General features: G+C 62.8%; 17 protein-coding genes and 1 pseudogene. 9 read left to right on the top strand and 9 right to left on the bottom strand.

Going from position 1 to position 22,550, the window contains the following annotated elements:
* Window positions 1-108: 108 nt before the first annotated feature.
* The 3 genes and pseudogenes from CH296_RS26535 to CH296_RS26530 form a co-directional block, all read right to left on the bottom strand.
* Window positions 109-510, bottom strand: coding sequence for a hypothetical protein (locus CH296_RS26535; protein ID WP_256980597.1), 402 nt, complete (start codon window positions 508-510; stop codon window positions 109-111).
* Between the two features lie 45 nt (window positions 511-555).
* Window positions 556-684, bottom strand: a pseudogene (locus CH296_RS29700) (helix-turn-helix domain-containing protein); the annotation flags it as partial.
* A gap of 168 nt (window positions 685-852) precedes the next feature.
* Complete coding sequence (locus CH296_RS26530; protein ID WP_094685998.1) at window positions 853-3,099, bottom strand: molybdopterin-dependent oxidoreductase; 2,247 nt, start codon at window positions 3,097-3,099, stop codon at window positions 853-855.
* Window positions 3,100-3,237: 138 nt separating this feature from the next.
* On the opposite strand from CH296_RS26530, the gene CH296_RS26525 reads away from it, so the two are divergent.
* Window positions 3,238-3,726, top strand: coding sequence for a hotdog fold domain-containing protein (locus CH296_RS26525; RefSeq protein WP_094685997.1), 489 nt, complete (start codon window positions 3,238-3,240; stop codon window positions 3,724-3,726).
* A gap of 1,042 nt (window positions 3,727-4,768) precedes the next feature.
* On the opposite strand, the gene CH296_RS29940 is transcribed toward CH296_RS26525, so the two are convergent.
* The 3 genes from CH296_RS29940 to CH296_RS26510 form a co-directional block, all read right to left on the bottom strand.
* On the bottom strand, window positions 4,769-5,083 hold the full coding sequence (locus tag CH296_RS29940) for a 2Fe-2S iron-sulfur cluster-binding protein (protein ID WP_373557311.1): 315 nt from the start codon (window positions 5,081-5,083) through the stop codon (window positions 4,769-4,771).
* Between the two features lie 786 nt (window positions 5,084-5,869).
* Window positions 5,870-6,742 carry a metal-dependent hydrolase gene (locus CH296_RS26515; RefSeq protein ID WP_094685995.1) on the bottom strand — a complete coding sequence of 291 codons (873 nt, stop codon included), beginning with the start codon at window positions 6,740-6,742 and terminating at the stop codon, window positions 5,870-5,872.
* Entirely contained in the window at window positions 6,726-7,655 is a 930-nt protein-coding gene (locus tag CH296_RS26510) for an alpha/beta fold hydrolase (RefSeq protein WP_094685994.1), read from the bottom strand. Before CH296_RS26510 ends, CH296_RS26515 begins: the two co-directional genes overlap by 17 nt.
* Window positions 7,656-8,617: 962 nt before the next feature.
* Between CH296_RS26510 and CH296_RS26505 the strand changes: the two genes are divergently transcribed.
* Both CH296_RS26505 and CH296_RS26500 read left to right on the top strand, forming a co-directional pair.
* Window positions 8,618-9,592 carry a hypothetical protein gene (locus CH296_RS26505; RefSeq protein ID WP_094685993.1) on the top strand — a complete coding sequence of 325 codons (975 nt, stop codon included), beginning with the start codon at window positions 8,618-8,620 and terminating at the stop codon, window positions 9,590-9,592.
* A gap of 366 nt (window positions 9,593-9,958) precedes the next feature.
* Window positions 9,959-11,131 carry an ATP-binding protein gene (locus CH296_RS26500; protein ID WP_094685992.1) on the top strand — a complete coding sequence of 391 codons (1,173 nt, stop codon included), beginning with the start codon at window positions 9,959-9,961 and terminating at the stop codon, window positions 11,129-11,131.
* A gap of 210 nt (window positions 11,132-11,341) precedes the next feature.
* Here CH296_RS26500 and CH296_RS26495 read toward each other — a convergent pair whose 3' ends face one another.
* Window positions 11,342-13,087 (bottom strand): hypothetical protein, encoded by a 1,746-nt coding sequence (locus CH296_RS26495; RefSeq protein ID WP_179277824.1) that lies wholly within the window; start codon window positions 13,085-13,087, stop codon window positions 11,342-11,344.
* Window positions 13,088-13,383: 296 nt separating this feature from the next.
* Window positions 13,384-13,596: a hypothetical protein gene (locus tag CH296_RS26490; protein WP_032370879.1), complete on the bottom strand. Its 213-nt coding sequence runs from the start codon at window positions 13,594-13,596 to the stop codon at window positions 13,384-13,386.
* Between the two features lie 213 nt (window positions 13,597-13,809).
* On the opposite strand from CH296_RS26490, the gene CH296_RS26485 reads away from it, so the two are divergent.
* Complete coding sequence (locus CH296_RS26485; protein WP_179277823.1) at window positions 13,810-15,195, top strand: cytochrome P450; 1,386 nt, start codon at window positions 13,810-13,812, stop codon at window positions 15,193-15,195.
* A 41-nt stretch (window positions 15,196-15,236) separates the two neighbouring features.
* Entirely contained in the window at window positions 15,237-16,271 is a 1,035-nt protein-coding gene (locus CH296_RS26480) for a GAF domain-containing protein (protein ID WP_094685990.1), read from the top strand.
* A 173-nt stretch (window positions 16,272-16,444) separates the two neighbouring features.
* On the opposite strand, the gene CH296_RS26475 is transcribed toward CH296_RS26480, so the two are convergent.
* The gene (locus CH296_RS26475; RefSeq protein WP_094685989.1) at window positions 16,445-16,942 is read right to left on the bottom strand and encodes a helix-turn-helix transcriptional regulator; all 498 of its coding nucleotides are present in this window, start codon (window positions 16,940-16,942) and stop codon (window positions 16,445-16,447) included.
* 1,077 nt (window positions 16,943-18,019) lie between these two features.
* Between CH296_RS26475 and CH296_RS26470 the strand changes: the two genes are divergently transcribed.
* The 4 genes from CH296_RS26470 to CH296_RS26455 form a co-directional block, all read left to right on the top strand.
* Window positions 18,020-19,267: a hypothetical protein gene (locus CH296_RS26470; protein ID WP_256980578.1), complete on the top strand. Its 1,248-nt coding sequence runs from the start codon at window positions 18,020-18,022 to the stop codon at window positions 19,265-19,267.
* Window positions 19,268-19,358: 91 nt separating this feature from the next.
* Window positions 19,359-20,267, top strand: a complete 909-nt coding sequence (locus tag CH296_RS26465) for a hypothetical protein (RefSeq protein ID WP_094685988.1) — start codon at window positions 19,359-19,361, stop codon at window positions 20,265-20,267.
* A gap of 5 nt (window positions 20,268-20,272) precedes the next feature.
* Window positions 20,273-21,985: a cutinase family protein gene (locus tag CH296_RS26460; protein ID WP_094685987.1), complete on the top strand. Its 1,713-nt coding sequence runs from the start codon at window positions 20,273-20,275 to the stop codon at window positions 21,983-21,985.
* 32 nt (window positions 21,986-22,017) lie between these two features.
* Window positions 22,018-22,550 (top strand): DUF6668 family protein (locus CH296_RS26455; protein WP_143546417.1); only part of this gene is annotated, 533 nt, incomplete at its 3' end.

Genomic DNA, 22,550 nt, shown 5'->3' with positions numbered 1-22,550 from the left:
CTTGGGTCTATCGCAGTCAAACATCATCGTCCGCCGAATTCTTGCAACTCAGCGACTCCGCACTGAGCATCGTGGCGAACTGCCTGTGCGAGTGTTGGATCGAGCCGCTCAGGAAGGCTTGCGATCTGGCCCAGAGGGCACGCCGCCCAGAGCTGCGGCCAGCAGAAAGGCGAGCTCTTCTTCGACGCGGTCCAGCGCCCGCGTGCTCCGCTGAGCTTTGGCCAGGAGTAGGGCACCTTCGATAGCGGAGATCGCCATCGTGGCCAACCCGTGAGCGCGGTCCTGCCCGACTCCGTTCTGCCACAACGACGCCGCGATGGTGTCTTCCCACGAGGTGAAGGATTCCCCGGCTGCACTCAAAGCCGCAGGGCTTTGGGGTCCCTCGATCGCAACCGGTGCCACCGGGCAACCCGCGGCGTAATCGCTCGCGACAAGTTGATCACGGAACCACGCAATGATCGCTTCGACTGTCCGCGCAGGACCCATCGACGCGAGACCTGCTGAGATCATCGAACCCATGGTTGCACCGGCTACCCGCGTTGCTTCTTCGACCAGTTGAGGTCGTCCGCGCGGAAAGTGGTGGTATATCGACCCGCGAGGAGCACCTGCATGGTCTATGACGTCGGCCACGGATGTCGCTTCGACGCCCCTCTCTCGAAACAGCAATGCGGCGCTGCGCAACATATCGTTACGCGCCGTCGTCTTCCTTGGCATCATGCTCCAATCAAATTATGCCTCGAAGTATAGCTGGTTCATGAACTGCACAGCTGAACGATGTCCTTACCGCAACTACCAGGCCTCCACACGCAGACCACCCGTCACCCACCAAGTCCGGTCCGATTGTCATTAACTTCAGCGGCCGCCGGTCCACGCTTCGACCCTGGCCGGAACATGTTTGTGCCAGGGCGTCGAGGAGTATTCGTCGCGGCGATCAGAGTCGGTCAGGTCGTTCGGTGCCACCCCGACGCGTTCGGATCCACCTGCAAGGTCGAGTCCAAATCCATTGGGCAGCGAAATGTGGCCGGGCTGCATCGCATCTGTCACTTCTACGACCGCAGTGGCGGAGCCGCGGTTCGTGGTGATCGTGGCTCGGTCGCCTTCTACGAGAGACAGGTTCGCAGCGTCGCTCGGGTTCATTCTCAATGCGCCGGTGCCACCACGCTTCCGCCAGCTCTCGTCGCGGAAAATGGTGTTGGCGGTGAACGCACGACGTTCTCCCGCGGAAAGAACGAACGGGAACTCCTCGCTCGTGTATTTAGGGCTCGCTGTCCGCAATGAAGCCAGGGACGACAACAGCGGTGCGATGGCCAGCGAGACGGGTTGATTGGCTACGGGGACGTACCGCCACGCACCGCCCTTGAGATCGTCCACGGTGAAGTTCACTCCGGAGCGGTTCTCCAGGATGGCTGTAAAGAGGCTTTCCGCGTTTTTATGGCCCGCAGCGTGGACCGCACGAGGATGGTCCAGGTGAAGTTTCTGGGTGAGTGCCCACAGCACCGAGGCGGCCTTCGCGCCGTGGGGAAGCGTGGGGCCGAGGGTTTCGTAGAGCAGGTACGGTGCCAATGCTGCTGAGTCTCGGTCCAGTTTGAGAAGAGCCAGGAAAGCGGCGGCGTAAACCTTGCGACCCAGCTTGAGTGCGGTGCGGAGTACGGTCAGCCATAAGGGCTTGGCGAGTCCGAGTTCGGCGATCAATCGAGAGTAGATCTCCGGTTCGGAGAGAGTGCCCGGCAGCGGCTCGAGGATCGGTGCCCGAAGCTGAAAGCTGTTGTGCGGGAATTCTAGACTGAAGAACGTCGCTTCCCACTTCTCGAACTGGCTCGACGCCGGCAGCACATAGTCAGCGCGACGAGCAGTCTCGGTCATAGCAACGTCGATGACGACGCTGAACTCGAGATCTTCCATCGCTTGCACGAAACGCTGCGAGTCCGCCAACGAGTGCGCGGGGTTGGACGATTCGATGACCATGGCACGGAATCGATCCGGGTGGTCGTTGGATATCTCCTCGGCAATGACGTTCCCAGGAACGAGACCGCCGAAGATCGGAGTCTTGTGCACCGGTGTCCGTCGCTCGGTCAACGAATAGTCGGCCAGTGGTGCCAGCCACGAATGATTCTGCATAGCACCTGATTTGGCGAAGTTTCCGGTGAGTAACCAGATCAGCTTGTTCAAATATGATACCAACGTGCTGTTGGGTCCCTGCTGGACTCCGAGGTCTTCGTAGGTCGAGACGCTTTCAGCCGTTCCGATCAAGTAAGCAGCAGAACGAATATCGCGCTCCTCGACGCCGCAGATGAGGGCGTAAGCCGCGACATCGATCGTAAGGATGGTTGGCAGGACGAGCTCGACGCCGCGAGTATGCAGGCGGAGAAAGTCGTGATCAAGGAGGTCGTCCTCGACTATCACAGCGAGAATGGCCGCGAGGCACCAGGCATCGGTTCCGGGGCGGATCTGTAAGTGAAGGTCCGCGCGAGCGGCTGTGTCGGATCGCACCGGGTCGAGCACGATCATCGACCGATCCGGGTCCTTGCCGATCTCCTGCAAGACGGTGCGAGCACGGGCAACTCCGTGAGACTGCCATGGGTTCTTGCCGATGAAGACGCTCACCTGCGCGCGCTCGAAATCGCCGACTGTATGCCCGCCGGTCAGGTGTGCGTCGACCCAGCCTTCACCGGTTTTCTCCTGCGCCAGCGCGTTCGACCGATACCGGGCACCGAGTCCGCGCATAAGTGCCCCGCTGTACGCCCCGCCTAAGTGGTTTCCCTGCCCGCCGCCACCGTAGAAGAAGATGCTCTTCCCCCCGTGAGCATCGCGGACCGATCCTAGGCGAGCGGCGACCTCTCGGATCGCGATGTCCCATCCGACTGCGGTATAGCTCCCGTCGGCCTCTCGGCGCATGGGTGTGTCGAGCCGAGTCCCACCGTTCTGGTAATGGTCCAGTTGAAGGGCCTTGTTACACGTGTAACCGAGTGACCGGGGGTGGTCCTGGTCACCGCGGATCTTCACGATTGCTCGACCTTCCGTGCGGACGATCACCCCGCAGTTGTTTTCGCACAGGATGCATGCCGTCTTCTGCCAATCCAGCTTGTTCGCGTTCGCCATGCGGTCTCCCTTGTCGTACTATGCACTTAACCATACTATTATTATGGCGCTGAGCATACTGGAGCAGACAACTGTTTTGGTTCGAGCGCCGTGAGCAGTACCTCCGCTCCATGGACCGACTGGAAGGATCAAGACCCGATGACCACTGAGCTTTCGACGGTCGGCCTGAACCTCAAAATTTGGCAGACCTTGCAACGGGTTCCGTTCGGGCCGTGGCTCTTTGCGAAGGGACTTGGATTCAAGGCCCCCTACTTTCGCACCATCCGGCCCACGGTGGTTGCACTCGAGCCCGGACTGTGCCGGGTCGAGGCACCGAACAGGTGGCGGGTTCACAACCATCTCGGCACGTTTCACGCGATTGCCGCATGCAACATGGCCGAACTGGCGGCCGGATTGATGACGGACGCCACCGTCCCGAACTCCCATCGATGGATTCCCAAAGCAATGACCGTGGAATACCGAACGAAGGCTACGACCGATCTCGTTGCTGTGGCGTCTCTGGACAGCATCCCGGTCTTTGCCGATAGCCCGTCGCAACTAATTGTACCGGTGACAATATTGGACACGAACCGCGTGATTGTCGTTGCTGCGGAGATTACGATGCACATCTCACCAAAGCGCAGCTAGACACCCGGGAACCTATACACCTGGAGTGCCGCGTGTTTCGACAGAGTTTTGACGTAACGACGTGCTTTTTTTGCGTGGTCGACTGCGAATGCAGCACGGCGCGTCGTCAGTGTGACGGCAGCGGGTCGAAAGCGGGAATGCAAGTCCGCTGAGGGGCACGTGGGGTGCGCAGTCTTCGACGTCAACAACACCTGAGTGGTGGCCGGCCTCGCCACGTACGGTCCTGCCCCAACGAGCGCAGCTCAGAGGTGGCTGTCGTTGTTGCGGCGATACAGGTCAGCGGGATTGCCGCATTCCTAGCCGCTTTCAGAGTCCAATTCTCACTCTGAAAGCAGAGTCCTGCCTTTTGCGACTATCAACTGCTGGCCATTGGCGGCACCTTCTTCGACACCGACTCGTCAATTCGACGGTAGCCTCGACGAGAATTGCCATCGAAAGAGAAATCAGATTGTGCATGATACAACAAAATTTTCCTACGGCATACGAGCGCCCCGCGCGGGGGGGAGGGGGGTACGCGAGGCGCTCTGAACGGCCAGGAGCCGGGGGTTTTGAATTCCAGCCGTTCCCCACAATAGTAGCAAGATTTGCTGAATATTTCGCACCTGTATCGGCGATTCGAGTGATGGACCAGGCTTGGATATCGGCGCAGCGTCCATCCCTCTGTCGACCAAGACCACCGCGCTCTCACCTGTAGGCCATGTGAACTGTATGAGCGAAGGGATCAACGTGCGGACTTTCGATTGCGTGCAGACCCACGCGGGAATGGCCTCGGGCAAGGGGCCTTGCGAGATGTAGAAATGTATGGAATAGAACCTGGCGTCTTCATTGGCCGACCCGGCATGTCTCAACGCTGTAGTTGTCTGGTTGTTGAGAAGCTTCTACCCATTCCGCACGCCAGACCGGCCTTGTGATTAAGCCACCCGCTGATGCATAGGGGACTGCGTATTGTGTTTTCACAAGCACCTTCTGGCCGCCCGGTACGGGGCTCCAAGAAGTTCGTACTCACGTAACCGGCGCTGCGCGGTCACAGTTGAGTCATGCCTCAGAGATCGAGAGTCACTTCCGTTCCTCGGGCCCTGTCCACACAGATCAGCATTGTGTCCTGCTCGTCGAGAAATCGCGATCGCCCTCGCCGCTCGACGTCCCCGTCGAGCACTCGTACTCTGCAGGTGCCGCAGAATCCCTGGCGGCACGAATAGGGTGCGTCGGGTCTGGCTTCGCGAACGGCATCAAGAGTGGAACTTGCGGCATCGACCTCGATGACATCACCGTTGGCTAGACGCACGCTGAACGGTGTGCCGCCGATCACTGGAGGAGGGCCGAAACGTTCGTAATGGAGACCGACGGTCGGGTCCATGTCCAACAGTGGACGCACCGCAGACAGAAGTTCAGCCGGGCCGCAGAAGTAGACCGAACTCTGTGCGCGCACTTGTTCGAGGATGCGTGCAGGGGATTGTCGTGGTCCGGTATGGATCCGAACTCTGTGCCCACCAGGATCGAATGCTGCCAGGCGATCGAGGAAAGCCATGGCCGTGCGGCCTCGCCCGATATACGTCAGGTGCCAATCGGCTCCTGCATTCACGGCGCTTTCGATCATCGGCAGCAGAGCTGTGATTCCGATGCCAGCGGCAATGAAGACTACCCGCGGTGCCCCCGGTAGGGCATTCCGAAAGTGTACGAAGGGGAACGCATTCCGTGGACCTTGCACGCTGACGAGCGATCCTGTTCGTAGCGTGTGCGCCTCGATCGACCCACCGCTGCCGTGGTCGAGCCGGCGCACAGCGATCCGGTAGAACGTGCGGTCCGATGCCGGGCCACACAGCGAATACTGGCGGATTGTTCCCGACGGCATGATCAGATCGATGTGCGCGCCCGGGAACCAAGAGGGCAGGTCCCTGCCGTTCCGGGCACCCAGGTCAATGCTGAGCACCCCGTCGGCTTCGATCCGTGTCGATCGGACGATCAGTTCCAGTGGAATGACCGAAGCCACGGGTTCGTGATTCTTACGTCCACTCCTGGTCGCTGTCGCGGCGTACGCGCCCGCACCGGCACGCAAAAACGACATCACGGCGCTCGTGCCGCCCGAACGGCCCCGAGCGCGACCTGCACCAACTGCGGAGTAAACGCGCGATACAGCCATGCTCTAGAGGGCCGCGCGCGCGGCCGGGGAGGTCGCGAGGTACCCGACAGCCTGCGTTGTCGACCCGTACTGCGAGGGGTGATAGCCAGGGCGAAAATACTGAAAGAACATCTTTGTCAGACTGAACGGACTCGGTAGCAGCCCTTTCCTCCAGGTTCTCCGGAAATCGCGGAAACGAATCGCGCGTTGTTCGTTCGCGAGTTCCGGATCGACAGCCATCAGGTGTCTCGTACCGCGCCCCCACATCAGGGCAAGCGTCGGTGCCGCCAGCATCCAGGCGCGAACACGGTGGAAGTAGTTTCCGTCGAGATGGGTGAATAGGTCGAACGCGACATGTCGGTGTTCGACCTCCTCGGCCAGGTGCCATCGGAACAGATCCAGCACTCGAGGACTGAGGGCGTCGTCCCACGCCGTCGCATTGAGCGCGAAGTCCCCGAGATAGGAGGTGAAGTGCTCGATCGCCGCAACCACTGCCACTCGCTCAATCAGCCATGCGTGGGCCCGCCGACCCGTCAAATCACGGTCACCGAGCATCTTGTGGAACAGCTCCCGTACGTCTGAGACGAACGGCTCCATATCCAGTCCGGTGTTCTGAAAGTGATCGACCAGAGATTGATGCGCTGATGAATGAGTTGCTTCCTGGCCGATGAATCCGATTACATCCTCGCGAACCGTTTCATCCACTACGAAGGGGAGTGCTCGGCGAAATATGTCGACGAAAAATATCTCTCCCTCCGGGAGGAGCATATTCATGCCATTTGCAAAGTGGGTCGCGAAAGGACTTTCGTCGAAGTAGTGCATAGGCAAGCCGCTCCAGTCCCACGAGACGTCTCGGGCGGAGAGGGCTACCTTGTCGATGTCAATCTTGGGATCCATCAGTGGCTCCGTTCACATTATTTGTCGAGGCGACCTGAGGCGTTGAATGATCATTTACGAAACTGAGTGTCGCGGTCGCGACGACCGCGGGGTGGAAGGACGGGGCCCAGTGGCCGCCGTCAATGAAATGGACTTCGCCGGCGCTGGTACACCGATGAATATCCATCTGAATGGATGGGGTGATGAAAATGTCGCCTCTGGGTACCAGCACTTGGGCTGGCACATCGCTGAAACGATTCTCTGGGAACAGTATTCGTGGAAGAAGATTGGCTGTGTAGATTTTAAGACCGTTTCTGTTGTCACGCGATCGATGCCGCGAAGTCGATACGGGTGCAGATCCCGACTCCCATCGAGCCGCGAACGCTATCACTCGGTCCACGATGCCCAACCGACACGCGAGCGGTGCCAGCCACGGCATCTGGAAGAATCCCATATAGAAAGGAGACTTCCATTGTTGGGCAATATCTTTCCACCCGTTCGGTCCACGCCGCAGTCGCTCACTGATCCACGCCGGGATGTGGTCGAGGGATGGGCCCGAGATCGACGTCAGAGAGGCCACCCGGTGGCGGTGTCGAGGCTCGGTCGCGAGATGCCAGGCTTGCACCGATCCCCAGTCGTGAGCCAAAAGGTGTACCGGTCGGTGCGGTGAGACGGCATCGGCCACCGCAACGATGTCGTCGGCGAGTTGGTCGAGCCGATAGTCCGCCACCCTTGCAGGCGCGTCGGACAAACCGGAACCACGGACGTCGAAAGTGACCACGTTGAACGATGCAACAAGCTCGCGTGCCACGCCATCCCAGACCGAATGATCGTCGGGAAACCCGTGCACGCACAGTATCGTCGGTGCGTCAGGATTCCCGCGTTCCTGCACAGCCAGACTTGTACCGTCCGACGCCTCCACGTACCACGTCATCGCACAACTCCCGTTCGTCGATAGATTCACGATTGCGGCGCTCGCACAGACCGAACCAGGCGAGTCGGCGGCGTGTTCGAACGCTCGAGTCGCAGCGGGTGCCCCTTGCATCTATATGTATGTGTGTATACATATAACAGATAGCTGAGGGAAGATCAACACCCAGAGTTCGGCAATACTTGACTGACGAAAGGACCGCACCCTGCGACGACTCATCGAGATACGACTCGCCCTGATGCCGCCAAGACTCTCCGCGTGCACCACGGCTCGCCGGGTAGTCCTATCGAAGGCACCACGGCTCGCCGGGTAGTCCTATCGAAGGCACCACGGCTCGCCGGGTAGTCCTATCGAAGGCACCAGGCACGGACAGACGACTGACGGCGCGCGCATCATGCACTCGGGCACTCCAACTCGACGACGTGCACTACTGCCTATCGAGGACTCCTCGTCGCCGGATTGGAACACGGAAATCGACCCGACAACCGACCTCCGGCACGTGCGCCAGCGATGCTTCGCGGACCCGACACGTCGATACCGAACGAACAGCCTGAACCCATCGACCTTGAAATACGTTAATTCAAAACAATATTCAGCATCGAGAGACGCGCCATGACGATCCGCGGCCCATCCCTACGGACCACTCTGAAGACTGTGAAACTCACAGGTGTGCTCGGTGCAAGGCTTGCTCGAACCCGCGGTGGGCAACTCGGGCTTCCGGGCATGGTCATGATGTATGGATCAAGGCCATCGGTGATCTCGGACGGAACAAGTAGTTCCTGTGGGCGCAGTCGATCGCCAAGCTGGCCGAGTAAGGCGCGAGTACGCACAGACGACGACGCCAGCGATAGCCGTCAACACGCCTGCGTCCCAGGTTCGCGGCGAGTGACCCGCGCGACTGTGTCCGATCTGGTACCGGCCTTCAGCCCGGTACCGTCGCACATGTGACGCCGAGACGGAGCACGGTGAGCGGTTACAGCTACCAGTGGTCGCTGTTCGTCGACTGGTGTGCCGCGGCCGACGTCGATGCTCTCCCCGCGTCGCCGATCACGCTGGCGGAGTTCCTCGCCGAAAACCCCGCCCGCGACGCGGTTCAGTTGCGCCGGGTGTCCGCGATCAACCGCGTTCACCTCGATGCCGGCCAGCCAGCTCCCGGACGAGTGACGTCGCTCCGGATCGCACTGAATTCTGCACGTAGCGAGCGAACGATGCGGCGTGCCGCGCAGTACCGGGTTATCGCTGCCGGACTGCCGACTTCCGGATCGACGGCTGCACTGTTCGGTCGCCGCGATGCCGTTCTTCTCGTTCTCGCCGGAGCGGGCTTGTCCTACAGAGCTATTGCAGGACTCGACCGCACCGATATCGCCACAGACGGCGACAGTGTGTGGATCGGGGGCCGCCACCGAGTCGACATCGCCCCCAGCGACGCCACCGGTTTCGAGCCCGCCACGCTATGGGACCTGTGGCATACGGTCCTGCAATTCGCCGACCGCTATCCGTCGACGACGCTGCTGACAGAACATCTGCAGCGCAACACGTTTCCCGACATGACAGGATCGCCGCACCGCCGCGGTCCGGTCGCGGTGCCGATCGATCGGTGGGGCCACCTGCCTCTGCCGGTCACGGCGATGACCGCGGCCGAGGTCGGAGCGGTGATCGCGGGACACCGTACCGGCGTTTCTCCACTGCACACCCCACGTCGCGCCATCGTCAGACCGTCCGACGGTACCGATCGGAGTAAGCCGATCGCCGCGCCGGAGCCGGTGTCTGTCGAGCTCGACTCCGGCTACTACCGGTCGGGTGTCGAGGCACGTCGCCGCGCGCACACGGCGCTGGCCGGTGTACCGGACATGGTCGACGACGTCGAGGACCGTATCGAGCAACTCCTCGAACGCACCCTGCAACTCCTCGACTCATCCGACAGCGGTGGTAGCACCTGACCCGTCGGGCTCAAGATCCGGCGCACGGAGACCCCCCGCCGTCGTACACCTCATCGATCAAAACGATCGGACACCCCCCGTTGTCGCAACGGGGGCTCAACACCTCAACGCATAGCGGCGACAAATGACGTGTGGCCTAGGGCTCACCCCCGACACCCCCGCACACTGTCAGCATTTCTTGACGACGCGGTAGCCACTTCCCGTCCATCAGCCGACATCGGCACCGCACTACTCCGGTGGCCCCGGGTGCAGCTTGTCGACTCAGTGCGCCCGGATCTACGCCGAGTCACTTCGCCTATCAGATTGTATCCGAATATATAAGACTGAGTCCGATACAACTAGATACAATCCGATAGTCTGAGGTACATGGAGTACGGACTGAATCCCTTCACACCAGGGTCTGGCACGCGCCCACCCGAACTCGTCGGACGTACCGCCGAGCTCGAACGATTCGACTTGTTGATCGCGCGGACGAAGCGGCGGCACTATGACCGTGGGTTGATGTTGCAGGGACTCCGAGGGGTCGGGAAGACCACGCTCTTGGCGACCATGGCGGACCAAGCTCGCCGCCACAACTGGGTGGTGGTCGAGGTCGAAGCCCAGACCAGCGTGGAAGGTGCCGAAGCCCTGCGGCGGCGGATCGCCAAAGATATCTCTCGCGCTGTTCGTCGTCGTCAGTTCGCCGGCCCGGTAGCGGACAAGATCCGGCAGTTGACCGAAGAGTTCTCGGTGTCCGCCACCGCGTTCGGTGTCGGCGTCGAGCTCGCTCGCTCATCCGGCACCGAGAGGCCGACCCTGGGGGTCGAATTCGAGGACCTCGTCGAAGATCTCACCGAGGAACTCCGCAAGGACGGCACCGCGCTGGGGCTGTTCATCGACGAGATGCAGGAACTCGAGCCGGCGCTCCTGCAGGTGATCCTGGCTACCCAGCACCGTGCAGCTCAGCGTGAATGGCCGTTCTTCGTGTGTGGCGCAGGCCTGCCGAACCTCGCGCAAGCATTGGCCGATGCGCGGTCGTACGCCGAGCGGCAGTTCGATTACCGGACCATCGGGCCGCTCGCCGACGATCAGGCCCGCGATGCGATCGTCACACCCATCACCAGGCTGAACCAGGCCATCTCTGTCGAAGCGACCGACTACGTCGTCGCGGCGAGCAATGGATACCCGTACTTTCTTCAGGTGTTCGGTCACGAGCTCTGGCAGGCGGCCCAGCAATCGCCGTTCACACTGGCCGACGCCGAGGACGCCGTGGACACCGGCCACGCCACGCTCGATTCCGGTTTCTACAGTTCGAGGTGGCTACGGGCCACCGAAGCCGAGAAACGGTATCTGGTTGCCATTGCACGCAGCGGAACCGACACTCCGCGGACGGCCGCCCTCGCCGAGGCCCTCGGATCGAACCCGCAATCGATGGCACCGCACCGTGACTCCTGCATACGCAAAGGACTCATCTGGTCTCCCGCCCGCGGCCTGGTTGCCTTCACCGTCCCCGGGATGGCGGAGTTCATCCGTCGCCAACCCAACGCACCGATCATCTGATCTCGACGACGAACGTCGACCGGGTCGGATCGAGCACGTCGACGGGTCGTGCAGCACCGGCATCACACGGCAACGCCGGTGTATGAATTCCAGTTCGGTCCACCATTGCAGCGTGCAACCGCGCGGTGGGCGGGGTCAGAGCGAGCGACGCGAACAAGGCCGGCGCTCACGTCTGTCCTGGATTCGTGGCCGGTACGCCACACAAATGCGTTAGAACGGGTCCGGTGGGCCCGTGTTCATCACGGCCAGGATGTAGTCGTGGTCGGGTGGATCGGTCGGGTGATCGTCGGCGACCACAAACACCGACCGATCGGGCTCGGGCGGGGTGCGTGCCTCCTCCCGTGCTGCGAGCCATTCTCGCCAGACGATGCGTTCGGCGCGGTGGCGCACGATGCGGGCACGGACCGCGGACGTGAGGCCGTGACGATGGCCGATGTCGTCGAGTTCGACCGGCCCGACACCGATGTGGGCGTTCTCGACCGTGAGCAGACCGGCGACGCGCAGATCCAGCAGGGCCTCGTATCCGCTGGTGCGGCCGACCCCGATGGCTGTGAATAACTCGTCCGGGGTGAGGGGTTCTGCTGCTGCGACGACTGCGTCGTAGAGGATGCGGTGACGCCATCCGATGACGCTCCACGCCGGGTGTACGGACTCGACCTCTGGTGCCCCTGCCACGATGTCGATCGGTGTCGCTCGTCCCGCGTGTGTGGGCACCAACGCGTACCGGTCGGGGTTCTGACCCACCCCGCGTTCGATGAGCAGCAGCGGCGACCCTTCCATGTCCCTCAGCCGCTCCAGAACTGACCACACCGTTGATTCCGGGAGCATGCCGGCGGCGATGGACAGTGACCGCCCACCGACACCGACAGTGGGAACACCTTCGACTGTTTGACCGGACACTGCCGCAGCCCACGCCAAAGCTTGAACAACTGCATGGGTAGTCCATCGATCTCTTCGATGAAGAAACGCGGAAGAGACCCAAGTTTGAGCGTGGGTAAGCCAGAAGCAAAGTACCGGGTCGTAGGTACCCCCTGTGTGCTTTTGCTTGTGCCCGGTATTCCGGACTGGGTCGGGGAGGGTCGATGCGGCCCAGTCGAGTGCGCGGGCAGTGTCGCGGCGGACAGCGCGTTCAGGTTCGGCGTAGCGGGCGTACGCGGCATGCACACCAGCCCAGGCTGGTTCGGTGACGCGGGTGAGGATGTCGGCGGCGCTGGCGCCGGAGAGTACGGCGTGGGTGATGACGGACTGGCGTGCTTCCGAGCGAGAGGGCCAGCGGCGGGTGTCGATGCGGCCTGTGCGGGCGAAGTCGAGGACGCAGCGCGGCGGCGGGGTGGAGCGACAGAAACGCGGATGCAACCGGGCGTCATCACTACTGCCGAGGACGCGTTCAGCTGACGTCTCGGCTCGGATGTGGGCGTCGATCGGGCTGATGATCGGTCGGCCCGTTCCTCCGAGCAGGGCTTCGAGGCGCTGGAGTGTGCCGGCATCGGACCCGACGGTCAGGATGTCGGACGCTGCCGCAGGGTCCAGATCGACGAGGGTGCGGTAACCACCTTCTTTGCACTGCGAGCCCGGCACGGTGATGCACCCGGTTTTGTGGTTGGTCATCGGTGTGATGTCCAACGTGGGAAGTCGCGCTGCCAGAAGGCGCAACAACGGACGTATCTCGTCGGCGGTGACTGTTTTTCCCGGTGCCAGCGGTATCAGCACATGTCGGCCGCCGCTCGTCGATTCATCGACTACTACGCGGCCACCGCATTCGGACAACCACGCCAGCAGACGCGTCACGTCAGCGGCAACGGAGGCGTGGCCGTGATGTTTGGTGTCGAAGTCCAAGGCAACGACACCGGCGCGCCCACGTGAGAAGAGCGGCACAGCTGCCGGCAGTGCCGGCCTTTTGACCGTTAACGGCCCCGCGGACACGTATTTACGCGTCGTCGGGTCGTACAGCCTCATCGATCGGCGGGCAGCAATGGCCGGTGCGAAACGATGCCACAGCCGGTCTGCAGTCGCATCCGGATGGACGACACGAGCATTCAATCTTGTACCTACTTCAGGGCACGATGTACCCTGAGACATGTCCGCCAAGACAGTCCCTTCGGGGAAGAGCACCACAGAACGAGTTGCGAGCTAGTCACTCGCTTCTCTGACTTCAGAAGCCCTCGGCCCGCACGCCGGGGGTTTTTGTCATCTCAAGGTGCTGCGTAGATTTAGTTGGACTAAGACCCGAATGTCGATTCAGGTCGAGACGGCTACGCAGTCAAGGGCAATACCCCCTGTTCATGCGCGCGATTTAGTTCGCGCGCAAGATCTTCGCGGTCGCTGGCAATCGCGATCAGATCAGCGACGTATTGACTCAGAGATGTCGCGCCAGCCGAGCTTCGCTGCGCCTTGAGCGTGTCAATCAGCTCCGACGGCAGTCGGACAGTCAGCGACGTCCGGTCACCCTTACTGGGCATCGGCATGGCACGGCCTCCTTCGTCTACTTCCGCGGTCCCAACCGGTGTCTATCCTGAACCAGAATCATTTTCGAAGCGTTGAGACACGCCGAGGAAGTCACCAGGAATTACACCTCTGTCATTCAAGCGGTCTTCACGCGTTGACCGGTCCGCACTCGCAGCAGGCGTCACACAGTGGCCGTCGACCAATGTCTGCGGACGTGGTGGACACTATCTGGCATGGAGATCGCCCAAACCATCTCGAAGACTCTGCCTCACCCGCGTTACCGACTGCCGTTTGCCGGAGACATCATTGGCCTCGATACCGCCAAGCCTGTTCAAAAAGAGATGGCGATGGCCACTGAGCTCGGTGGGATCTACGAACGCAAGATTTTCGGCCACCGACTCGTGGTGGTCTCCGAACCGGAGCTTGTCGCGGAAGTAAACGACGAGAAGTACTGGGCAAAATTTCTTGCCCTGCCACATCGCAAGCTACGCGCCATCGGCGAAGACGGTCTGTTCACCGCGTTCAACTCGGAGCCGAACTGGCATCGCGCGCATGCCGTGTTAGGGCCGGCGTTCAGCAAAGGGGCCATGCGCGGTTACCACGAAGCCATGCAGGAATCAGTCAACGAACTTCTGACCTCGTGGGACAGCGGATCGGGTCCGGTAGACGCCTACGACGAGTGCTCCAAACTGACCTTCGACGTGATCGGGCGTTGCGCCCTGGCGCATGATTTCGGCTCGTTTCGCCAGCCCGTCCCCTTTGCGGACGCCATCGCTCGCGTCCTTCACTATGTGAACAAGTCATCGAACGATGTGCCGATCATCCGCTCTGTCTTAGGACGAAGGGCGACGAGGCAGCACGATGAGGACCTCCAGCTCATACGCCACACTGTCGACTCCCTGATCGAACAGCGAATGGCCCAGCCTGACTCCAGCAAAACGTCTCCGGATCTGCTCGAACATATGCTCAATACGCCAGACCCCGATACGGGCGACAGACTGACACTGGAGAACATCCGCAATCAGATCATCACTTTTTTAATAGCGGGGAACGAGACAACAGCATCGACCATCGCCTTTGCGTTGCATTTCCTGAGCACCCGCCCCGATGAGATGCAGCGGATACGGGCCGAAGTCGATGCCGTCGCTCCTGATGGCACCGACATCGAGTTCGAGAACGTGCCCAAGCTGCGACGGACACGACATGTCGTCGACGAAACTCTCCGGCTGTGGCCCGCTGCACCCGGTTACTTCCGCAAGGCACGTGAGCGCGGAGCAACTTCGCTGGGCGGGTATGAAGTACCCGAGGGATGGGTTTTTGTTCTCCTTCCACAGCTGCACCGCTCACCGGAGTGGGGGCCAGAGGCACACACCTTCGACCCCGACCGGTTCGCCACAGGGCAGGCCAGCGACACCAACCGCCGTATATACAAGCCTTGGGGCACTGGTCTGCGAGCGTGTATCGGTCGCCAATTCGCCTTACACGAGGCGGTGCTTGCGTTGGCGTCCATCGCTCGTCGGTACGAGATTCGGGCAGACCCCGATTACCAGCTCGACGTGCGAGAAGCCGTGACAATGAGGCCACATGGCGTCAGACTTTCTGTTTCGCGGCGGCCGTGACTGTACCGTCGTCGGTCTAGGTCGATCAGGAAGGGGAACCTGTGGACATCGTGAATAGCTGGAACCTGGTGGAAACCTTGGTTCCAGGACAGATGACAGTCATCAGTACTGGGGGGAAGGTCCGAGATTGGACCAAAATCGATCGCTTGTCACCTGGGCCTGAGTTCGATCTGCATGGTTTTCTGGAACTCACACGCAGTTCTTGCGCCGAGCAAGATGTGCTCTTCAAAGGCCGTCGGCGTCAAGCTCGGATTCGCGCAGTACCAGTTCTGGGGCCGTCAGGGGAAACCCACGGCATACAGGTCTGGGTGGGGGACCCGGAGGTCGAACCCGATCCTGTGCGCACCGTTTCCGGAATAGCCTGGCTACTCGAACGCACCGTCATCGAGCAGACAGTCGAGGCTTCCGCGATGTCCGGTGTATCTGCCGCTGATCACGTGCCGGAACGAACCCCGGCGGAGTACAACGCCAAGGCCGTCAAATTCGATGGGTCCGAGGAGTTGTTCGCCCAGGCACTGGTCCCTACCCACGGTCAGAAGTGGGAGGGCCCAATGTCCGTTCTTCACGCAGATGGCCGAATCATGCGTTGGCATTGCTGGGGCAGGGGGAGAACTGACCCTGCCAACGTCGGTCTGAGGCTGCTCTGGCACGACGTGACAGACACGACGGAACCCGACAAACCAACATTGGCTGAGCTGGGAATGCCGAGCGGCCTCGAGAGCGGTGGAACACGCATCGCTGTATTCGACGGCCGAACCGGGATTTTGACGATGTGGCTGCCGGAAGCTCCAACCTGGGTGAAATGGCGTGATCTCACAAGCGGGTGCGGCGTGTTGCACGACGACGACCGGGCGACACTGTCGGGTGCTCTAGAAAAGTGGACTCACGATACGTCTCCTGTGTCAGCTGATGTACACGTCCGTGCAATCGACGGCGGCGGCGCGACCGGCTGGAAGTGGCAGCAAACCCGACTCGAACTAAGGCCCTACCCTGGACAGCTTGGTGACCGGCTGGTCCTTGCGGTGCTCCCCGCGCTACAACCTTCCGAGCAGGTGCTCAAGGTTCCCACTCCCTAACCGATCGTGATAGCTTCGCCCTCGGCACCTTCCGCTCTCCCGAAGAGTTGAAGATTTCCTGTCGGCCGCATGGCCCTCAGACGCAGCCTTTGAGCACCACGTGGAACACATTTCACGTGGCTAACAAGCACGCGTCTTGGAGCCAGAATGTCGATCCAGAGTCAGGTCCCCAGTCAGGCCGGTTCGCCCCGTGGCCGCTTCCGCACACGCTCGTATGCCTCGCTGACCCGTTGCGCCGGGTACCCCAACGCTTCCGCTATCTGGCGGGCGGCCGGCGCGCTCAGCTTGCTCTGCCCGCGCTCGAGCGCCCCGATGTACTGGCTACTGACGCCGATTTCGCTCGCGAGCATCCCCTGGGTCAGCCCCCTGGATATTCGCAGATCACCGAGGTACTCCTCGTCCTCCGGCACTGAGACGAAATCGCTGATCTCGCTCCCGAATTCCTTAGCGCATCGAGCAAGAGTGTCTATGCGGGGATGGGACTGGCCTCGCTCCCACTGTGAGTACGTCGTCAAAGCCACTCCGAGAACGCGCGCAACCTCGGCACCACTCAGCTTGAGTTCAATTCGTCGCGCCCGCAGCTTGTCAGGTGCGAAACCACGCAACCGACGCCTCACCGATGGAACCTCACGAGAGGACACGATGCCACTTGTCCCAATTCGGTAGCACATAAAGCATGTTTTGATGCTATTGTATAGACACAGTTGTTTAGACAATGCGATCGGGGTTCGCCCCTGGGTGTCGGCAGAGCAAGATTCGGCTTACAGACGCACACCGCATCAACCGCGGCGTCTACGCATCACTGATACGCCAAAGAAAGCGAGAAGCCAACTGGCACAGAGTAACTCGAATTAGCAGACTCCAGATGCGCCGTGATTGGTCGTCCCGAAACGCATCCGGAGTCCCTCCACCTACAGAACAAAGCCCCAATATCGGGCCCAACTTGTATCCGCAGGGGCTCTCCCAGCCTATGCGGATCTAGCAGAACCGCAATCGGATCGGAGACACCTATGACATCTGTCGCGCAACCGCGAACGTTACATCCGGGCTCCACCTGCAATCCCGGCATCGCCCTCTGTTCCTCGGTCAACGACCGTGTTGCGGGCCTGGCCGTGTGTTCGCTCCCAGCCGCGCCCCGCCACAGCCACCACAGGCTGATCTGCGAAGAGACGAACGCGGTGATCGGTGAATGGACTGACGCCAATACGACGTTCCTGGAACCACTCCCACGGTCTCCAGTCTTCAGCCACGTGGCCTAGTACCCCCAATCTCGACTGACGCCTGAAGAGGCGATCAGTCGCGAGGGTCTACGCGGCGAACTCACTGCACTGAGGCTCCCGTGTAGCCCCTCAGTTGGTGGACCGGCGCGAGGGTCGCGTGGTGACGCTTCGACCTCATCGTGTGCCGAACTGCGCGACCCCGCCGGGACATCGAACACATTCCCACCACTCCACTGACAGAAAGGAATACGACCGATGCCTTGGATCTTCTCGCAGGACTGGTTCTGGCGCAGCCTCGGCCTTTTGTTCGGCTGACATTTCGCGTGGATGCCAGCGTGCAACGGACGCGCGCCGGCATCCACTCCCAAGGCATCACCCATCGTCCGCGCTGAGGGATCACCCGAAGGCTGACCCTCGTTTTCGGTCGTTCTCCCAGCGCGGACGGTGGTGGTTCCACCATCAACCACTCCAGTCACACATCACCCAATACCGCTGCATCGCAGCGACTTACGAAAGGCACCACCACACATGTCTCCCCAGCAAGGAATCGGTGGGCGTCACCGCCGCCGCAGAGAACGGGCACTCGTTCTCACTGCCGTGCCCGTCGCCGTCGCACTGGCGTGGGGCACCGCAACCGCACACGCGGCACCGCAGGACTTCGTGACCGCACCCGACACCGCCCAGTCCGGCACCACCGACACCACCCCCGTCGCGCCGTCGCCGGCCCCGACCAGCGAACGCCAGTTCCTGCCCGGTTACCAGGCCTCACCCCAGGTCCAGCAGTCGCAGTGGCGTAGCTACGACGACTACCGGTCAGGCAACCAGCAGTCCTCGTACCAGAACACCTACTACGAGCCTGCCCCCGCGCCGCAGGCCGCGCCGACCGACGCACCGCACGCCTTGCAAGCGTCCCCGCCGCCGGTTCCGACTGTGCAGCGCAAGGTCATTGCACCGATCGACGCACCCGAGGGCTACGTCCTCGTCGGCGGCGAACTCGTGCCGTACGACCCGAACCTGCTCGATCCGAACCTGGTCAAGCAATTCAACAACACCGGAGCCGCAATCCAGGCCGACGGCGGAAACTGGCTGGTGGACAACGGATTCGCCGACGCATCCCGCGCCGACCGTATCGCTGCGGGCACCATCACCGGAGTCGTCGCAGGCGGCGCTGTCGGCCTTGCCGCTTCCGTGGCCCCTGCCGCAGTGATCACCGGCACCGCAGCCGCCATCGGCGGCGGACTCGGCGTCGCAGCCACCACCGGCACAGGTGCGATTGTCTGGGGCGGACCTGTCGGCTGGGTCTTCATCCCCGGCGCAGCGGCACTCGCAGGCGCAGGAGTCGGCGCTGCCCTCTCGGCTCCGATCGTGCTGGGCCTGACCGGCACAGGTGCAGTCATAGGCGGCATCCTCGGTGCCACCGTCCTCGGCGGCGAGCAGCAGATCATCGAAGAGCCCGCACCGCTTCCGGCACCCGAGAGCGTCCCGGCTACCCCTGCTGCGCCGCTGACCGTCGATTCCCCCAGCGTGCAGAACGCCATCGACACCACCGTCGACCAGATCCAGGGCAGCCTCGACCTCGCCCCGGCCGACGTCGACCAGGCCGCCACGGCGGTCCAGGGGTGGACCGAACCTGCCTACGAGCAGGTCCAACAGTTCACCTCGACGGTGCTCGAGCAGCCCGCCGTGGCGGACACCGTGGCGGCCGTCAACACCGCCGCCGCGCCCGTTCTCGACCAGGCGAAAGCAGCACTGGCGGGTCTGAACCTCGCGATCTGACCTCCGGGTGCAGCCCGACCGCCCCCGATGGGTCGGGCTGTATCCGAAGGTTCGACCTCGTTCCTCACCTCGACCCTCGGAAAGGCCTGTTGTGGCACCTCGAGACCGCACCACCGACGCCGACACCCACCACGGCACCGACGACTGGTTCGCCGACCCGGTCGTCGCCGAGACCGACACCGCCGCAGCAGCTTCCGAGTATCCGACCGAGCGCAGACTGACAGTCTTGACCGAGCACCAGTCCGCCGCCACCGATCCGGACGACGACTGGTTCGTCGAGCACCCTACCGACGACATCGACGTGGACCGCCCTGACCATGGCCACGCATCCCGGCCGACGGACGGATACGGCTCCTTCGACGAACGGACCTCTCTACTTCGCGCTGGAGGCCCCTACACCGCACCCGCACCCGCACCCCCGCAGTCGTGGTGGCGACGCCACCGCGCCACCATCGCCGTCACGACCGCACTCGCGGTCCTGATCGGGGGAGTAGTGGGAGCCGGGCTGGTGCTCACCAGATTCGGCGACGAACCGCAACCAACGCCCGTACTGCTTCCCGACGAAATCGTCACCACCACAGCAGCTCCGACCTCGACCTCGACCGCTCCCGCTGCAGCGGGAGCTGCGGCCGCCGATGTCACCTGGTGCCGGGGTCAAGCCCACGGTGACCCGGTCACCGAAGACAGTGACGACCCCGGTGCGGTGGCGATCTGGCGGTTCGAGAAGGCCTTCTACTTCGACCGCGACGGTGTCGCAGCCCGCGCCGCAGGTGCACCCGATGCGGTGATGGCGTCCGCGCAGCGCCTCCAGGCAGGAATCGACCAGCTCGAACCCGATATCGAATTCTGTGTCCTGGCCGACCCGATCGACGCCGGAATCTACGACGTCACCGTCGTCGAGCGCGGCCCCGGCATCGACGGGCGCATGAGTCGCCAACGCATCACCACCACCAAGGCGCAGGCCGGCACGACGCTCATCTCCGCCATCGTCTCCCGCTGACCCCCATGACCAGGCATACCCGCTGGATCCCACCGAAGAAGAGAGAAGCCGTGCACACACCCATCGACCAGGTTCGCCGCCTGACCGTGCGCCTGCTCACCGCCACCGCCGCAGTGACCATCGTGGTCTCCGCCAGCGGCGTCGCGGCCGCGCAGCCGTCCACCACACCCACCCCACCGGACACCGGTAGCGGGGACTGCCCGGTATTGCATCTCGTCGTCGTCCCCGGTACCACCGAGATCGACGAGAACACCTCACCCGACACCGATTCCGGCTTCTTCTCCCGGCTGACCGTGCCCGCGATGCGCGATGCGAACTCAGGTGACGGGCCCGCTCTCGAACGAACTTACGTCCCGTACCCGGCGAGTTTCGGCGGCAAGCCCGGCGATCGCTCCGCCGTTCCCTACGCCCAGTCCGTCGACATCGGCGTCGAGAACACCACCAAGATGATCTCCGACATCGCCGCGCGCTGCCCCGGCACCAAGGTCTTCCTCTCCGGCTACTCCCAGGGCGGCGAGGTCGCCTCCCAGGTCACCCGTGAAATCGGAGCAGGATCCGGACCTGTCGACGCCGACCACTTCGCCGGCGCAGCACTGTTCTCCGACCCCACCCGCGCCGAAGGCGAAGACGTCATCGCCAGCGGTGGCTCCACCCCCGCCCCGGCACCGGGCACCAGCGGTGCAGCAGTGGACACCGTCCAACTCGCCCCGGCCGTCGCCGCAGCCGCCCCCGCAGGCGGCGGTATCTCACCGACACCGAAGATCGCCGGATTCGGAGCAGTCTCCGACCGGGTCGCCTCGTACTGCACCGCAGGCGATCTCGCGTGCGACACCCCCATCGACGCTCCGGCCGCCAAGCTGGTGGCCTCCATCGCCGGCCAGTCCTCGATGGACACCCGCGACCCCGTCCGGATCCTCACCGACGTCTCCACCGCCGTCGGACGCACCGCCCTGATGACCGGCGCGTCGGTGATCAACGACAACATCGACTTCGACTCCAAGGCAGGACGATTCGAGGTCAACTCGTCATCGGAGACCGTGCTGTCGAAGATGGCCAAGTACTCCGACCCCTCCGCAACCTCGACCGACGAGATGATCGACCAAGCGGTCGGCGCGGTCACCAAGATCGCCGGCATGGCTATCGGCGCGGCGATCACCGTCGCCAAGGACGTCATCACCCCCGAAACGATCGGCCAGCTCGCCACCGTCGGCCTGACCAACCCACCCGCAGCCCTCGGCATACTCGCCACCAAGGTGCTGTCCTCGGCGGTCAAGCTCGTACCCCCGGCGACCATCGACTCCGCCGTCGACGTCGCGTTCAAGGAAGTGTCGAACACCATCGACGAGAACGCCGGTCTCGCGCAGCTCGTCACCGACACCTCGTACTGGAACACCGCCACCAAACACGGCTCCTACGACAGTGTTCCGGTCGGGTCCAAAGGTGAGACCCCCGTCGAGCTGACCGTGCGATGGATCGTCGCGCTCGCCGCCGACCTGACCGGCGATCAGAGCCTCGCCGACAAGGTCGGGGCAGTGATCAAACAAGGCGCGTCGCTGTTCGCCACCACCGACACCGTCCGCAGCGCGGGAAGCATCCTCGCCGCCCACGCCACCGTCGGGGCCACCGGCACCGCAACGACGAACACAGCGGCCACCACGACGACCCCCTCTGTTTCTGCCGCTGTGCCGACCACCGTCTCACCAACCACCACTTGGTGACCGAGAACGCCGGAGAAAGAGGTGCGCCCGAGATGGCCGCACAACCAGCTGAGCACCATGACTATTACCGAGACGACGACGTGTCGGTCACCCCGGCAGGGCTGCGGATACCACCGCCCGAACGCCGAGCACCGATTCACGACGACCCGGTCGCAGTCCACGGTCGCCCGCCCGTGATGTGGCTCCTCGCCGCTCACGGGCGCTCCGGCGCAGGCACACTCGCCCAGATCTGGGCCCCGGCGGGCGATGCTCGCCGAGGCTGGCCCGCCGCCGACCGGCACCGCAATGTCGTCGTCGTCTGCCGCACCGACCGCGCCGGCCTCGACGCCGCCCACGACCTTCTCCTGCAAGCTCAGGCCGGCCTCGTCGGCGACTGCACTCTCCTCGGACTGGTCCTGGTTCCCGACGCCCCCGGCCCACTCCCCAAGACCCTGCGCCGATGGGCGGACGTCGTCGCATCCGCAGCACCAGCGGTGTGGCGAATCCCGTACGTCGAGGATCTGCGCATCCACAGACAGAACGAACTCGCGATCTGGACCCCCACCGAGCCCGACTCACCCGTTCG

It is taken from the genome of Rhodococcus sp. 14-2496-1d, from assembly GCF_002259365.1.
Lineage (GTDB): Bacteria > Actinomycetota > Actinomycetes > Mycobacteriales > Mycobacteriaceae > Rhodococcoides.
This window is presented reverse-complemented; position numbering and strand designations above follow the sequence as displayed.

Bases quoted from the DNA above. Each gene is read 5' to 3' on its own strand.
- CH296_RS26535 (WP_256980597.1), bottom strand. From the start codon at position 510: ATGATCTCAGCAGGTCTCGCGTCGATGGGTCCTGCGCGGACAGTCGAA.
- CH296_RS26530 (WP_094685998.1), bottom strand. From the start codon at position 3,099: ATGGCGAACGCGAACAAGCTGGATTGGCAGAAGACGGCATGCATCCTG.
- CH296_RS26525 (WP_094685997.1), top strand. From the start codon at position 3,238: ATGACCACTGAGCTTTCGACGGTCGGCCTGAACCTCAAAATTTGGCAG.
- CH296_RS29940 (WP_373557311.1), bottom strand. From the start codon at position 5,083: ATGGACCCGACCGTCGGTCTCCATTACGAACGTTTCGGCCCTCCTCCA.
- CH296_RS26515 (WP_094685995.1), bottom strand. From the start codon at position 6,742: ATGGATCCCAAGATTGACATCGACAAGGTAGCCCTCTCCGCCCGAGAC.
- CH296_RS26510 (WP_094685994.1), bottom strand. From the start codon at position 7,655: ATGACGTGGTACGTGGAGGCGTCGGACGGTACAAGTCTGGCTGTGCAG.
- CH296_RS26500 (WP_094685992.1), top strand. From the start codon at position 9,959: ATGGAGTACGGACTGAATCCCTTCACACCAGGGTCTGGCACGCGCCCA.
- CH296_RS26495 (WP_179277824.1), bottom strand. From the start codon at position 13,087: ATGAGGCTGTACGACCCGACGACGCGTAAATACGTGTCCGCGGGGCCG.
- CH296_RS26490 (WP_032370879.1), bottom strand. From the start codon at position 13,596: ATGCCGATGCCCAGTAAGGGTGACCGGACGTCGCTGACTGTCCGACTG.
- CH296_RS26485 (WP_179277823.1), top strand. From the start codon at position 13,810: ATGGAGATCGCCCAAACCATCTCGAAGACTCTGCCTCACCCGCGTTAC.
- CH296_RS26475 (WP_094685989.1), bottom strand. From the start codon at position 16,942: ATGTGCTACCGAATTGGGACAAGTGGCATCGTGTCCTCTCGTGAGGTT.
- CH296_RS26470 (WP_256980578.1), top strand. From the start codon at position 18,020: ATGTCTCCCCAGCAAGGAATCGGTGGGCGTCACCGCCGCCGCAGAGAA.
- CH296_RS26460 (WP_094685987.1), top strand. From the start codon at position 20,273: ATGACCAGGCATACCCGCTGGATCCCACCGAAGAAGAGAGAAGCCGTG.